Source organism: Streptomyces sp. NPDC001617, assembly GCF_053596855.1.
In genome coordinates this window covers 1-13,653 of sequence record NZ_JBSFHA010000017.1, presented here as the reverse complement: position 1 = coordinate 13,653, position 13,653 = coordinate 1, and the positions used below count along the sequence as shown (strand labels likewise).

At 70.6% G+C, this 13,653-nt stretch carries 12 protein-coding genes; 3 read left to right on the top strand and 9 right to left on the bottom strand.

Annotated elements, in window-relative coordinates; all coding sequences use genetic code 11:
- Positions 1 to 110: 110 nt before the first annotated feature.
- Positions 111 to 1,760, bottom strand: coding sequence for an RNA polymerase sigma factor (locus ACWC09_RS15555; RefSeq protein ID WP_450851054.1), 1,650 nt, complete (start codon positions 1,758 to 1,760; stop codon positions 111 to 113).
- 337 nt (positions 1,761 to 2,097) lie between these two features.
- Here ACWC09_RS15555 and ACWC09_RS15550 point away from each other — a divergent pair, with 337 nt between their 5' ends.
- Positions 2,098 to 3,252: a serine hydrolase domain-containing protein gene (locus ACWC09_RS15550; RefSeq protein WP_450851053.1), complete on the top strand. Its 1,155-nt coding sequence runs from the start codon at positions 2,098 to 2,100 to the stop codon at positions 3,250 to 3,252.
- A gap of 12 nt (positions 3,253 to 3,264) precedes the next feature.
- Here ACWC09_RS15550 and ACWC09_RS15545 read toward each other — a convergent pair whose 3' ends face one another.
- The 6 genes from ACWC09_RS15545 to ACWC09_RS15520 form a co-directional block, all read right to left on the bottom strand.
- A complete protein-coding gene (locus ACWC09_RS15545; RefSeq protein WP_450851052.1) occupies positions 3,265 to 3,780 on the bottom strand; it encodes a hypothetical protein in 516 nt (171 codons plus the stop codon).
- 135 nt (positions 3,781 to 3,915) lie between these two features.
- Entirely contained in the window at positions 3,916 to 4,428 is a 513-nt protein-coding gene (locus ACWC09_RS15540; RefSeq protein WP_450851051.1) for a hypothetical protein, read from the bottom strand.
- The gene (locus ACWC09_RS15535) at positions 4,412 to 4,903 is read right to left on the bottom strand and encodes an RNA polymerase sigma factor (RefSeq protein ID WP_450851050.1); all 492 of its coding nucleotides are present in this window, start codon (positions 4,901 to 4,903) and stop codon (positions 4,412 to 4,414) included. The genes ACWC09_RS15540 and ACWC09_RS15535 overlap by 17 nt, the downstream gene beginning before the upstream one ends.
- A gap of 98 nt (positions 4,904 to 5,001) precedes the next feature.
- Positions 5,002 to 5,628 (bottom strand): class F sortase, encoded by a 627-nt coding sequence (locus tag ACWC09_RS15530; RefSeq protein WP_450851049.1) that lies wholly within the window; start codon positions 5,626 to 5,628, stop codon positions 5,002 to 5,004.
- Positions 5,625 to 5,996, bottom strand: coding sequence for a sortase-dependent protein (locus ACWC09_RS15525; RefSeq protein WP_450851048.1), 372 nt, complete (start codon positions 5,994 to 5,996; stop codon positions 5,625 to 5,627). The genes ACWC09_RS15530 and ACWC09_RS15525 overlap by 4 nt, the downstream gene beginning before the upstream one ends.
- Before the next feature lie 143 nt (positions 5,997 to 6,139).
- Positions 6,140 to 9,145 (bottom strand): LuxR C-terminal-related transcriptional regulator, encoded by a 3,006-nt coding sequence (locus tag ACWC09_RS15520; protein ID WP_450851047.1) that lies wholly within the window; start codon positions 9,143 to 9,145, stop codon positions 6,140 to 6,142.
- Positions 9,146 to 9,413: 268 nt separating this feature from the next.
- Between ACWC09_RS15520 and ACWC09_RS15515 the strand changes: the two genes are divergently transcribed.
- Entirely contained in the window at positions 9,414 to 10,091 is a 678-nt protein-coding gene (locus ACWC09_RS15515) for a helix-turn-helix transcriptional regulator (RefSeq protein WP_450851046.1), read from the top strand.
- A gap of 121 nt (positions 10,092 to 10,212) precedes the next feature.
- Positions 10,213 to 10,902 (top strand): YceI family protein, encoded by a 690-nt coding sequence (locus ACWC09_RS15510; RefSeq protein WP_450851045.1) that lies wholly within the window; start codon positions 10,213 to 10,215, stop codon positions 10,900 to 10,902.
- A gap of 65 nt (positions 10,903 to 10,967) precedes the next feature.
- On the opposite strand, the gene ACWC09_RS15505 is transcribed toward ACWC09_RS15510, so the two are convergent.
- Both ACWC09_RS15505 and ACWC09_RS15500 read right to left on the bottom strand, forming a co-directional pair.
- Positions 10,968 to 11,105 carry a hypothetical protein gene (locus tag ACWC09_RS15505; RefSeq protein ID WP_450851044.1) on the bottom strand — a complete coding sequence of 46 codons (138 nt, stop codon included), beginning with the start codon at positions 11,103 to 11,105 and terminating at the stop codon, positions 10,968 to 10,970.
- Between the two features lie 186 nt (positions 11,106 to 11,291).
- On the bottom strand, positions 11,292 to 13,421 hold the full coding sequence (locus ACWC09_RS15500) for a protein kinase domain-containing protein (RefSeq protein WP_450851043.1): 2,130 nt from the start codon (positions 13,419 to 13,421) through the stop codon (positions 11,292 to 11,294).
- Between the last annotated feature and the right edge of the window lie 232 nt (positions 13,422 to 13,653).

Genomic DNA, 13,653 nt, shown 5'->3' with positions numbered 1-13,653 from the left:
GCGTCCGCTCCCTCTCCCACCCACAGCCCCGCACGCCCGAACCGGCTCACGGCCCCGGGTCCACTACGAACTCACCGTCCTCGGACCGACGTTGCGGCCGGACAGGACCGCTACAGGCGCGAGTGCTGAGCCACCGTCGCCGGGTCGGTCGGGGTCGTGCGGGTGGCGTACTGCGGGACCGGGGTGTCGTCCTTGCCGGTGTCGCGGACCAGGCCGTAGCGCTTGGCGCCGTCGGCGGGGCCGGTGGTGATGTCCTTCTCGACGGCGTCCCAGGTGGTGGGAAAGACGCTGAGGCCGTAGTCGGCGCCGCGTTCGTTGACGGTGAGGGTGACGCCGCCGTCGAGGTAGAAGTACTCGTTCTGCCACATCTGTTGGGTGCCGGAGGGCAGGACGTCGTAGCCGGTCGTCGTGCTGCCCATGCCGGTCGCCGTGGTGTCGGTGGTGCTGACGGGGTCGTCCATGCGGCGGCCGCCGCCCGAGGCGACGTGGAAGAGCTTGCCCTTCAGGCCGGTCCAGGACGGTGGGACCAGGCTGCCGGAGCGGTACTGCGGGGAGATCTGCCAGCGAACGAGCACATAGCCCTGGCCGGTGAGGGTCACACTGTCGCCGCGGTGGTTCATCGTGGCGTGCGCGCCACCGGTGCTGGTGATGCCGGACGCGGGGCGGTGCGGGAGGGCGGCGGGCGGGGTGTTCGGATCCGGTGCGGTGTCGACGGCGTCGACCACACTGCCGTAAAGCTCCTTCTTCTCCTTCGTGGCGGAAGGGGACGGGAAGGACGACGGGGAGGCGGACGGCCTGGGCGGCGGTGCTCGGTGGGTGCTCGCCGCTGTCGGGGTCACGGCCGCGTGCGGTGGTGGGGTGCCGGGGGTCTGCGTGACGACGTACGCGCCGCCCGCCACGACCGTCGCCCCCGCCGTCACCGCCACCGCCGGTTTGGCCAGGACGCCCAGGAGCTTGGTGGACCAACCGACGGACGTCGCGGCCACCGCCGTCTTGCCCCCGAAGGCCAGGGAGAGGGTGAAGCCGACGGGGAGCGGGACGAGGGCGATACCGACGAGCAGGCGTTCGGCCGGTACGACGGACTCGCGGGTGTCGCCGCAGTAGACGCAGCCCCTGATGTGCCGGGCCAGCCGCTTGCGCCAGACCGAGTCGGGGCCGCCGTCCCAGCGGGCGGTCAGCTCGCGCAGGTCCGGGCAGGCGCCGTCGAGGGCGCGCACGATGCCGCGCGAGGTCTCCAGGCGTTCCTTCATACGCTGGACGCGGACGGCGGCGTGCTGTCTGCTGACGCCGACGGCCGCCGCCAGCTCGCGCCTGGTCAGCTCGCCCGCGACCTCCAGCCACCACAGCGACAGCAGCTGCCGGTCCTCGTCGTCCAGCCAGCGCACGGCCTCCGCGACCTCGCGCCGCTGGCCCTCCAACTGGAGCCGCAGCACCGTGAGTTCGGCGAAGTCGGTGGCCTCGCGGGCGGCGCTCTCGTCCAGTTGCTGCGGGGTCCTGCGGCGCGCCCGGTCCCGTATCTGGCGCATCGCGATCGCGATCAGCCAGGACCGGAAGCTGTCCGGGTCGCGCAGCGAGCCGAGGTTGTCGACGGCGCGCAGCATCGTCTCCTGGACGACGTCGTCGACGTCGGCGTGGCCGTTCAGAGCGCGCCCGACGACGTTGTAGACCAGCGGGAGCCAGCCCGCGACCAGGTCGTCCAGCGCCTGCCGGTCACCGGCCTGCGCGGCCGCGATGGTGCCGCGCCACTGCTGCCCGTCCATCCCGGACGCCCTCTTTGCCCTCACTTGCCGCACAGACGCACCTTCTCACCCCGAGCAGGGCTGTTGGCTATGTCGGAGGTCACAGTGGGGTCCCGGTGTGAGCGGGGCATGTGGGGGCTCCCGGGTGTGAGGGGAATGGGGGATGCGAGGGGAGACGGGGTGAAGCCGGGGTCGATAACAGTTTTTGACGCCGGTTCTCTCAGGGGCGTGAGCCCGTATCCCGTAGGGGCGCTGTCGGGGAACGGTCAGGGGCAGGTGCCCTCCTCGCCGGTGATTCCAGTAGGCGCGCCCGGCCCGAGGATGATCACGAATCCGCCGGACCACCTCAGGAGCAGCCATGCGCGCCCGCGCCTCGACCGTCCTCGCCGCCTCCCTCGTCCTCGCCCTTACCGCCGGCCCCCTGGTCGCACCCGCACTCGCCGCACCCGTCGTCACGGCATCGGCGCGGACCACCTCCGCGCCCGACGCCGATGCCCTGCGCGCAGCGATCGCCGGGCTCCCGGCCGCGGACGCGACTGCCGCGCTGGTCAGGGTCGGCGGCACCGACGGCGTCTGGCGCGGGAGTTCAGGTGTGCACGATCTGGCGAGCGGGCGGGCCGCGGACCCTGACGCCCGCTTCCGGGCCGGTTCGACGACGAAGGTCGTGACGGCGGCGGCCGTACTGAAGCTGGCGGCCCAGGGCAAGGTCGACCTGGGCACGCCCATCCAGCACTATCTCCCCGGCCTGCTCACCCCCGCCTTCAAGCCGATCACCGTACGGCAGTTGCTGAACCACACCAGCGGCATCCAGGCGGGGGACGGCTGGGGGGACTCCTTCGAGGAGCAGTACGCGCACCGCTTCGACACGCTCACCCCGCGGCAGGTGGTGGCTTCGGCGGTGGCCAAGGGGCCCGAGTTCTGCCCGGGCGAGAAGCAGGACTACCTCAACATCAACTACACGATCCTGGGGTTGCTGATCGAGAAGGTGACGGGGCGGTCGTACGCCGAGGAGGCAGCGCGTCTGGTACTGCGCCCGGCCGGCATGCGGGACACGTACTTCCCCGGCGCCGATCCCCGCATCCGCGGCCCGCACAACCACGGCTACCAGGCGGTGACTCGGGCCGACGGGGCAACGAGGCTCGTCGACGTGACCGAGTGGAACGTGGCGGACCGCTGGGCGGCCGGGGACATGATCTCGACGACCGCCGATCTGGAGCGGCTGGTGACGGCGCTGTTCGGGGGGCGGATCGTGCCGCCCGGGCCGGAGCTGGAGGAGATGTTCACCGTGCCGGCGGGCATCGAGGGGGCCACGTACAGCGCCGGGTTCCAGCGGTTCGAGGTCGATGGCCGCGTCTACTGGTTCAAGTCGGGTGCCCGGCCCGGCTACAGCACGGCGGTCGGCGGGAGCCGCGACCTTCGGCGGACCCTCGTCTACTCGGTCACCTCCACCGACGCCAAGGGCACGTCGATGAACAAGGTCGCCGAGCGGATCGTGCTCTCCGCGCTCACGTAGCGGCCGCCGGTCTCAACCGGCGAGTGCCGGGGCGGGGTTCGGGGTGGTGAGGGTCTCCAGCCGCTTGATCTTCTTCCGGACGACGTACAGCGGGATCACCCCGAACACCCCGAACGACATGTCGATCACCGACCACCAGAAGGGAATGCCCCGGATCGGCCCGCAGATCAGCGCGAGCGGGATGATCCCGGCGCAGGCGATCATCGCGAACTCGACGACCCAGATGTTGCGGACCGGGTCGCGGTAGGGGCCGTAGAAGGCGACCGCGATGACGAGGTGGGCGAAGGCGAGCCAGTCCGTGCCATAGAGGAGGAAGGGGTAGTCGGTGTCGGCGGTGTCGAGGCCGCGGCGGACACGCACGATCCAGTCCGTCAGGGCGTCCGGGGCCGGCAGGTGACCCAGCAGGTCCTCGGTCCAGCGCAGTTCGTGCACCAGCGGGAAGGCCGTGGCGCCGCTGAGCACCAGACAGACGACGAAGAGGACCAGCCAGGCGCGGATGCCCTTCAGCAGGGCGGCTCTGTCGCTCATGGGGGTCAGCCTACGCCCGTAATTGAACACGTTCAAAACGGGTATCGGCCCATGTGCGGCTCCGCCGCGTAGCGACCAGCCACGACGGCGCCGCGGACGACCGACCACACATCGCCGCACCGGCAGCGGAGCTGCCTAGCGTCCGGTGCCCGTTGCGGGTGTCGGCTCGGCGGTGTTCCGGAGAGCTGACGGGGTGACCGAGGCGGAGGCCGTCGGGGCCTGGCTCGGGGCGCGGGTCTCGGGGAGGGGCGAGGTCGTCCGCGGGGCGGAGCTGGGGGCCTTGGTCGGGGCGCCGGACCGTTCGGTGGTTCGGGCGTCCGGCGTGGGGACCGGGTCCGATGGGCGGGGCGTGGGTGGCTCGGACGGGAGTGTTGACGGGGTGCTCGCCGGGGGTGGGGCCATGGGGACGGCCGGAGTGCCGGGGGTGTCCGTGGCCGAGAGGCGTAGCGGGAGGATGGCCAGGGCCGCGATACCGCAGGTCAGGGCCGCGCCGGCCGCTGCCTTCAGGAGGCGGCGGCGGGTGGCGCCGCGGCGGATCGCCTCGTAGCGGCCGGGCGGTGCGCCGAGGTAGTCGGCGGAGGGGCGGAGGAGGACCGTGAGGGGGTCCTCGGGGTCGTGGTCCGGGCCCTCGTCAGAGTGTGTGATCAACGCTTCTCCTCAGGTGGGCGCGGAGCAGTTCGCGGGCCGCGTGGAGGTCGGCCTTGACGGTCCCTTCCTTGCGTCCGGTCAGCACGGCCACCTCCCGGATCGGCATGTCAGCGTAGTAGTGGAGAAGGATCGGGACGCGCAGGCGTTCGGGCAGGGACTGGACGAGGAGGCGTACCGAAGGGTCCGCCTGCTCGGGGTGGGGCGCCACCGCCGCCTCCGTCGTCGCCCGGCGCACCGCCCGCCGCTCGCGCTCCAGCTTGCGCCAGTGGTCGCGGACGAGGTTGGCCGCGGTGACGTAGAGGAAGCCGCGCGGTTCCGCGACGGCGGTCCAGCGGGCCCACAGCCGGGTGAACGCCTCCGAGGCGATCTCATGGGCCGTCTCGTCGTCGTCGACCAGCCGGCGGCACCAGCCGGCGAGGCGCGGATAGAGGGCGGCGAACAGCTCGGACGCGGCCTTCTCGCGGGAGCGTTTCAACGTTCTCCATGGTCGTGGGGGGTGCGTGGGGGAAGAGCCCGGACCGGCGGCTCGCGGTTCCGCCGGCCCGGGATTCGGCTGGTTCGGGAAGTCGTCGCTCAAGGACTCGCCGAGGTCAGCCTCGCGAAGACGATCACGTTGTCCCGGTAACCCTCTCCGGTGCGGGCTCCGCCGCAGGTGATCAGCCGCAGCTCGGGCCGGTTCACGTTGCCGTAGACCTCCTTCGTCGGGAAGTGGGCCTTGGCGACGGTCCGTACGTCAGTGACGGCGAACTCCGCATCGGTGCCGTTCTCCAGGCGCACCTCGACCTTCTCGCCCCGGCGCAGTTCCCCCAGGCGCCGGAAGACTCCGTCCCCGTAGGCGCCGACCGTGACATGGCCCAGGATCACCGACGGACCGGTCTGGCCCGGCGTCGGCGAGTGGCGGTACCAGCCCGCGCGGTCGTGCGCCTGGACCGGCGGCACCTGCACCGTGCCGTCGCCGGCCAGGCCCAGCCGCATCACCGGGGTGTCGACCCCGATGGCCGGTATGCGGAGCCCGACCGGGGTCGATCGCCCCACCGCGGACACCGACCTGGCGGCAGGCGCGTGCGAGGAGGCGGGAGGTGACGAAGGGGTCGCACCGGCCCGATGTCCCGCGGCCGTACTCCCCTGGCCTCCGCCGCAGCCCACGAGCAGCGCGGCGAGCGCCACGGCGGCGAAGGCGCGCCCGGAGAGGGACCTCATGCCCCGGTCGCCCGCCGGCGGCGCACGAGGAGGACGGCGCCGCCGCCCACGACGACGGCCGCGGCGGCACCCCCGCCGATCCACGTGCCCCCGGAGCCCGAAGACGGCTCCGTCACACCGGTGTTGGGCGCACCGCTCGGCACGACGGAGACCTGGTCCCCGGACGGCGCCCGGGTCGGCTCGGTGCTCGGCACCTTGGACGGGACGGCGCTGGGTTCGGTGCTGGCGCTCGGCCGCTCACTGGGCGTCGCGGCCGAGGGGACGGGCGAGGGGGCCTGGGAGGCACCCCCGTCGGCGAACGCGGGCACGGCGCCCGCCAGCACGGCGGTGCACGCAAGTGCCAGGGCACTGAGGCCAGTTCGGCGCATGAGTCTCTCTCTTTCGTTCGGTCCGCCCGGCCGGTGGTCGATCGGCCGCGGGCTGTGTGATGGATCGAGCGGAGAGACGAGGCGGAGGCAGGGCAGGTTGTAAAGAGCTGGCAAAGTCGCGGGAGGGGTGTCCGTGCCGGGGGTCAGTCCCCGCTCATCGCCTCGCGCAGCTCGGCCCGCCGCCGTATCCCCAACTTCTTGTAGGTGCTGGTGAGATGGGTCTCCACCGTGCGCCGGGCGAGGTGCAGCAGGGCGGCGATCTCGGTGTTGGTACGGCCGTCCGCGGCGAGTTCGGCGATCCGCCGCTCGCTGTCGGTGAGGGAGCCGGAGCCGGTGCGGGCGGTGGCGGTACGGCGGGCGCCGCCCTCGCGCAGGGCCTGTTCCGCGAGCGACAACAGCCGTACGGCGCCCAGGCGTTCGGCGTGCGACGCCGCCTCGCGCAGACACGCGCGGGCACGCGCGCGCTCCCCGGCGGCGGTCAGCAGCCGGCCCTGTGCGATCAGCGCGGCCGCCAGTTCCGTACCGGCCGGGGCCGACCGCAGCAGTCGTACGGCCTCCTCGGCGAGCTCCGCACCTCGGTGGCCGCCCGTCGCCACGGCGAGGACACGCAGCGCTCGGCCCGTCGTGCGCGGCGTGTCCCAGACGCGGGCCAGGCGCAGCTCCTCCTCGGCGAGCACGAGGGCCTCGCGGGGGCGGCCGAGGGCGATACGGCACTCGGCGGCGGCCGTGCGCCACGGGGTGACGACCGGGCTGACGACCTCCCGGGCGGACTGCCGGCGCCCGCACTCCAGGAAGTCGTGCAGCGCGCCCGCCGGGTCGCCGGCAGCGGCCCGGAAGACGCCTCGTGCATACAGGAAGCGGTTCAACTCCCAGTTGTCCAAGGCGTGTTGGAGATCAACGGTGGCCGCGAGACGGGCGGCCTCGGGGAGCCGGCCGGTCTCGACGAGGGCGAGGAGGGTGTGGGCGTGGAGGTTGGAGGGGCCGGGCGCCGCGGCGGTGGGGTGGCCGGGCTCCGTCGGTCCGCGGCGGGCGTGATCGCCGGGGGCGTCCAGGTCGCCGGGTGCGGACGCGAGGGAGTGGCGGTCGGTCGCCACCGGCCCGAGGAGGGCGCGGGTGCGCGGGTCGGCGAGCAGGAACGCGTGGTCGCCGCGGGCGGCGGCGATGTCGGCCCTCGTCATCAGCAGGGCGTGGTGCATGGGGTGCAGCAGGTCGGGGCGTTGGCCGGCCAGGCCGCGTTCCACGAGCCGTTCCGCCTCGTCGAGTTCGTCGGCCCACTGCGCGACGACCGCGGCCGTGCCCAGCAGGAAGGGCTCGGTCAGCGGGTCGGCGGGCTCGGCCAGCAGGCCGCGTACGCGCTTCATCGCGTCCTCGGCGGAGACGAGGCCGGCCGCGGCGGCATGGCGGACCAGCAGCGCCTGCCCGGCCGCGCCGACCAGGTCGGGCGAGTGCTCGGCGGTGTCGGACAGCCGGCGGTAGACCTCCTGTCGTACCGCCTGGTCCTGTTCGGACAGGAGAGCGGAGGCGGTCTGGAGAGCGCGGACCAGGTCGGGGCGGTCGGTGAGATGGCCGTCCACCCCGCGCAGCACGTCGACCGCCACGCGCGCCTTGCCGAGTCCGGCCAGCGCGGTGCCCAGGGCCACCGCCGCGCGCACCCGGTCGTGCGCCGCGCCGGGCTGTCGCAACGCCTCGGCGAGCCGCAGGGTCCCGGCCAGCGCCTCCTCGACGGCGTACTCCAGGGAACCGAGTTCGGTCAGCAGCCGCAGTCGGCGCGCGTCGCTCGACGGTTCGTCCAGGGCCCGGCGCAGGTAGGCGACGGCGTCGCCGGGACGGTCGTCGCGTACGGCGAGGGAGGCGGCGTCCTGAAGCACGCCGGACGCCCACTCGGCGCCCACCGTTTCGGACAGCAGGAGTTGCCGGGCCACCGTCTCCGTCGGGGCGCCGCGCTCGACCATCGCCTCGGCGGCCTGACGGTGCGCGGCGCGGCGCCGGGCGGCGGGGACGCCGGTGAGCACGGCGTCCCGGAGGAGGGGGTGGGCGTAGCGTGGCCGCCCGTCCGGGTCCAGCCGCAGCACCCCCAGTCCGGTCATCGCGGTGAGCCACCCCGCGACCCGCGCGGGATCGGCCCCTGCCAACTCGGCCAGCAGCGCGGCCAGTCCGTCGACCGGACAGCCGGAGCCGCCGCCCGCCGGCCCGTCCCACCCCTCATCCAACACGGCAAGCACCCGAGCGACCTCGGCGGTACCGGGCCCCGCACTGTCGAGCCACCAGGAGACGGCGGCGAGGTAGGCGCCGGGGTACAGGGCGGCGCAGGTGTCCGGGAGGGTGGGGTGGGTACGGCGGGTGGCCGGGGCGCCGTCCGCAGGCCCCGGGTCGTCCGACTCCCCCGTCCCCCGCGGGTCCCCCAGGCCCTCCGACTCGCCGGGCCCCCCGAAGTCCCCCAGGTCCTCCGGCTCCTCGGACTGCTCCGGCGCCCCCAGATCCTCCAGCAGCGCCCGCAGCAGCAGTGGGTTGCCCGCGGTGGCCCGTGCGCAGTGGTCGGTCCATGCTCGGGGCGCCGACGGGAAGCGCTCGTGGACCAGTGCGGCCGTCGTCTCCGCGGTCAACGGCGGGAGGGTGTACGTCTGTACGAGGGCCCGCGAGAGGGTGTGGGCGAAGCCCGGGGCGGGTGGGTCGACGTCGTACTGGCTGCGTTCCGTGACGGCGAGCAGCACCGGCCGCGGTGAACGGTCGACATGCCGGGCGAACTCCACCAGCCAGCGGTACGAGGGCCCGTCGGCGAGATGGACGTCGTCCACGGCGATCAGCAGCGGCGCCCGGTCGGCGTCGGAGCAGAACGCCCGCCACAGCAGGTCGGTCCGCTCGCGCTCACCGCACGGCACCTCGAACTCCGGTATGGGCCCCAGAAGTTGGCGGGCCGCCGCGAAGGGGACGGCGAGGTCCCCGGGAGCGCACCGGGCACGCAGGACCCGCATGCCGTGTGCGACGGCGTCCTCGGCGGCGGCCTCCAGCACCGTGGTCCGCCCGGTCCCGGTGGCCCCCCGCAGCAGCACCAGCCCACCCGTACCGCCCCGGGCCCGCGCGACCCCGGCCGCCAGCAGCCCGACGGCCTCCCGGTGCGCACGCGACGGTCCACCCCACGCTCCGCCCATCAGGCCCCGCCCCTTCTCGGCCCCGCGCCCTGCGCGCTCACCACCCTGAGCCCCCACATTCTCGGCGTTCTCGGTCCGGTGCCTTCCGCACCCACGCCCCCGTATCCCTCATCGAGAACGCCCCCCTTCGTGGTTCTCCGCCACCCCCGATCTCGTGGTCCTGCTCGTGGTGTTCCACGGTTGCCCCTGCCCCGCCCTCCCCCGCAGGGTGAGGAAACCGCGCCCGCCCTCGACCCCACAACGGCGGCGCGCACAAGGACATCGAGGAATGCCTTTGCTCAGCACTTCACGGACCACGCGCCCCGGTCCGGACGGGACCGGCGGCCGCATACCGGTGGCGGTGCACGCCCCGGACCCGATCCTGCGGGAAGGGGTGCGCGGCCAGTTGCGCCGGTACCCGGAGGTCGACCTCAGGGAGGAGGGCGACCCGGCCCCCGGGATCGTCGTGCTGCTCGTCGACGACGTACTGGACGAGACCGCGCTGACCCGGCTGCGCCGACTGGCGCGGACCGAGGGCGTGCGGGCGGTGCTCGTGGTGCGGTCGCTACGGGAGTCCGAGCTCCTCGACGTGATCGGGTGCGGGGTGGGCGCCGTCGTATGGCGGCACGAGGCCACCGCACCCCGTCTGCTACAGGCCGTCCGCGCGGCCGCCCGCGGCGACGGCGACCTGCCCGCCGATCTGCTGGGCAGGCTGATCAACCAGGTCGGCACGCTGCACCGCACCGCGGCCGGCGGCACCGGTGCGGGCCACGCCCCGGGTCTGACACAGCGTGAGGTGGACGTGCTGCGGCTGGTCGCCGAGGGGTTCGACACCTCAGAGATCGCCGCCAAGCTGTCCTACTCCGAACGCACGGTCAAGAACGTCATGCACGGCCTGACCACACGCATGCGCCTGCGCAACCGCGCCCACGCCGTGGCCCATGCCCTGCGGGAAGGCTACATCTGACCACGAGATGTCCATCCGGTGCCCGTCGGAGGCCGGTACCTGGGGCAATTCGTGACGACCGTGTGCGCGGGTGTCGAAGGAGTCTTGCGGTCGTTCTTGTCATGACGTAAGTACGTGAATCATGAACCTGTTCACCCGTGCTGCGTCGACGCTGCGCCGCCCGGCTCCCCCCACCGCCCCCATCGCCCCCACTCCTTCCCAGCCCCAACACCGGCCGGGACAAAAGCAGTTCGCGCCGACCGGCGTGCTCGATCCCGCGCTGTCCTCACTCACCGGGGAATGGATCATCGACCCGGCGCACAGCCGTATCGGCTTCTCGGTCCGCCACGCCCTGGTGACCACCGTGCGCGGGTCCTTCCTGGAGTACGACAGCCGGCTCTACTTCGACGGCCGCGACCCGTCCCGCTCGCGCGCCGAGATCGTGCTGTCCACGGGGTCCGTCGACACCGGCGTGGAACAGCGCGACGCCCATCTGGTCGGCCGTGACTTCCTGGACGCCCGCAACTATCCGCAGATGCGTTTCGTCAGTACGAAGGTGCGTCTCGTGGACAGCGACGTCTACCGCATGACCGGCGACCTGACCATCAAGAACGTCACCCGCCCGGTCGACCTGGAGCTGACCTACATCGGCCATGTCACCGACGCGTTCGGCGACGAGCGGGTCGGCTTCGACGGCACGACCACCATCAACCGCCTCGAATGGGGCCTGTCCTACAACCAGAAGCTGGCCGAGGGCGGCGCCATGGTCAGCGAGAAGGTCCGCCTCCAGTTCGACATCGCCGCGATCCGCATGACGGGCTCCCGCGTCTGACGCTACGACGGGACAGTCGGCGCTTCGGCACGGAAGGGGTGTCTCTCACCACGGCCGCCCGGCGTTCAGGCCAGGGACGTCGGTGCGGCGAGCTCGGCGAGGTGATGCGGTGCATGGGTGCGATGCTCGGGGCCGAACGGCGGGAACCGGATGCCGTGCTCGCGGATGAACCGCGGCACCGCGGACCCGTCGTGGCTGATCATGCCCTCGGTCTCGGACGGACCGGGCGGCACCAGGTCGTGACGCCAGATCCAGCCGCCGAACTCCCGTTGACCGTTGCCGGACGGCCGGAGTGGTACATCTCCGTCGGGAGGATCTGCCCCACGCGGTGTTCGATCGCGATCCTGTGGTCCCGCAGCCCGAAGCCGCAACTTAGTACCCGGCAAGCCCTAAGGCATTCCCCTGCGATGACGGATGATCTCGAGCCGCTGCCCTGCAAAGAAGGCTCTGGCGATACTTCCGCAAATTGCCGGGCCGGCGGCTGCACACTTGGAACCGTAGTGCACGCCGACAGTGATGGCTATGAGTATGAATACGTAGGCCGGTAGATCCTTCAGCACTCGGATCTGGATACCCCAGCCAATAATGGTAATAATCAATGAGTAGAGCAACATAGTCCACCACCACTGTTCGTAGCCCCGCGCGAAACGACGATCATGGGCGGGCGTGGTGGAAAGCGTAGATTCAGCTTCGACGAGAACTCGATTCGCGGTATACCAAGTGGCCCAGTTGCTCAATGCTACCGCTACGGCACCGGCCGCGCACGTCCATGGCCATACCCAGTAAAATCTGGGGGAGAATGTGGACAGGGCTGTGGTGGGAACTGCTACTACGGACATGCTACGCATGACGACTTCCGCAAATCGAGCCCGCAGGCCCGGTATTCCGCGAGTAGTCAGGCGCGCCAGAATCGTCTGATAGAACTTGGACGCCACCAGCCCCTGGGACAGCGCGATGGCCTTCGCGTACAACTCCAAGCCGTCAGGGAGACCGTCTGCCTGCCCGGTCACGAAATCGGAAACGGTCACCAATGCGGTCTTGGAGACAATGAACCACCATCCGAGCGTGGAAAGGGCAGAGAAGAACAGCAGGTATGATTCATATCGCGCCGTCCCCTGGCTCCCGTTACGTCGGCGGAGCCACCATTGGGAAAACTGGGTCCGAGCCTCTCGAGAAGCCGGTCCCAGCCGTGCCAGCACATAAATGTACTTCCCCTCACTGGCTACTGGTTCCTTGCGCGCGACCTTGAAGTAGGATTCGATATGCGTGAGCAGTTCGTCGAACTTGAATCCATCAGGCTGCGGCAGGAGTAGAAAGCGATTCTCCGGTCTTTCCTCGATGAAGTCTTCCAGCAGGCGTCCCAGGTTGGGACTGGCTGTCCAGATCATCTCGGGAACCCTTCCGTCCCGCGGCGGGGCCCCGGCGAGGATCTGGATGAGGATAATGCCGAGAGAATAGGCGTCTGCCGTGGCGGACGCGTTTCGCTGGTTCTTTATCTCGGGAGCGATATATACGGCATCATCATGCTCTGATATGCCGACTTGGCGGCTGTATAGGTGGTTGACGCCCAGGTCAATGAAATTGACCGTCCCGGTATTGTCGATGATCAGGTTGCTTGGGGACAGGTCGAGGTGCTGGCTTGTTGGGTCAGAAGCATCCACGGCAGTGTCGCGGGCCAGCTTGTGCAGAGCCGTTGATATTTTACGTGCTACACCTTCGGCCATCGCTATCCTATCGGCCATTTTGGGACGCGATGCCTCAAAATCCGCGATCACCTCACTCAGTGTTTGCCCGTCCTGAAACGGCATGATAACCCACTGCCCCGAAGACGCTTTCGGCTTAACGACTCTTGGGGAGACGGCCGTCCGGCCGTAGGTCTGGGCGTACTGGTCGGTGGCTCTGGTTATGGCCGCCAACTTATTCCACGGGAACAGAACACATTTGAGGGCCAGCGGGCTGTAGGAGCCGGCTTCATTGTCCGCTACCGTCGAGAAACCACGCAGAATAAAAGAAGTGGTGCCAGCCTTGTGGTATCGAAGACTAGAGAAGTCAATCTGTGACCAGTATCTCCCCTCTTCGGCGGTAACCGTTCGGCTACCGACAGGGCCATACACCAATCCGATTGCCCGCCCGACTCCCGCAGCGCGGAATAGCCAGCGACAGTAGCCGTCGGCCCTTCGTTGCTCTGCCATGTCCGGCGATCTGAAGCGACGCTCAAGGAGCACCACATTTAAACAGATCAATGATATGAAACCCACCACAGGAGCGTTGTTCCCTGCCGGGTGTGAGCGGACGCGCCTACGCGCCGCCTTGCATGCGTCTGTAAAGCTCTCCCCGGGGTGATCAAATTCGTAATTTGTTATGTGATCGAGAATATCGCGCAGGACTGTCACGGTGGCTTTGGCGAGCCGCCGCTCACTGTTCTCCTGGAGAAGTCTCAGGGTGGCCGCGGGTGAGTTGTTGTCAGTAATCTCTGCAAGCAGCAAATCCGCAACGCTGCCGAGTGGTGATGCTGGCATCGGCCCCCCCCTGGCTATCACTCGCGCGAAAAGGTTACAGGGAGTCGGGTCCCCCTCGCAGTGTTCTCACGGTTGTCCAAGGACGTCTGGGCGGCATGCCGAGCGAGATCTTCGGCCTCTTCCAGGTTCCCGGCTTCTACTCAGGTTGAATCGGGGATGTCCGGGCTGTGGTGACGGGTCGTGATCCCTGCGGTACGACGTCTTCATGCGGTATGCGCAAGGGGGCGGGCTG

Coding starts and splice junctions, on each gene's coding strand:
- ACWC09_RS15530 (WP_450851049.1), bottom strand. CDS start 5,628: ATGAGGTCCCTCTCCGGGCGCGCCTTCGCCGCCGTGGCGCTCGCCGCG.
- ACWC09_RS15545 (WP_450851052.1), bottom strand. CDS start 3,780: ATGAGCGACAGAGCCGCCCTGCTGAAGGGCATCCGCGCCTGGCTGGTC.
- ACWC09_RS15515 (WP_450851046.1), top strand. CDS start 9,414: ATGCCTTTGCTCAGCACTTCACGGACCACGCGCCCCGGTCCGGACGGG.
- ACWC09_RS15555 (WP_450851054.1), bottom strand. CDS start 1,760: ATGGACGGGCAGCAGTGGCGCGGCACCATCGCGGCCGCGCAGGCCGGT.
- ACWC09_RS15520 (WP_450851047.1), bottom strand. CDS start 9,145: ATGGGCGGAGCGTGGGGTGGACCGTCGCGTGCGCACCGGGAGGCCGTC.
- ACWC09_RS15505 (WP_450851044.1), bottom strand. CDS start 11,105: ATGATCAGCCACGACGGGTCCGCGGTGCCGCGGTTCATCCGCGAGCAC.
- ACWC09_RS15525 (WP_450851048.1), bottom strand. CDS start 5,996: ATGCGCCGAACTGGCCTCAGTGCCCTGGCACTTGCGTGCACCGCCGTG.
- ACWC09_RS15510 (WP_450851045.1), top strand. CDS start 10,213: ATGAACCTGTTCACCCGTGCTGCGTCGACGCTGCGCCGCCCGGCTCCC.
- ACWC09_RS15500 (WP_450851043.1), bottom strand. CDS start 13,421: ATGCCAGCATCACCACTCGGCAGCGTTGCGGATTTGCTGCTTGCAGAG.
- ACWC09_RS15550 (WP_450851053.1), top strand. CDS start 2,098: ATGCGCGCCCGCGCCTCGACCGTCCTCGCCGCCTCCCTCGTCCTCGCC.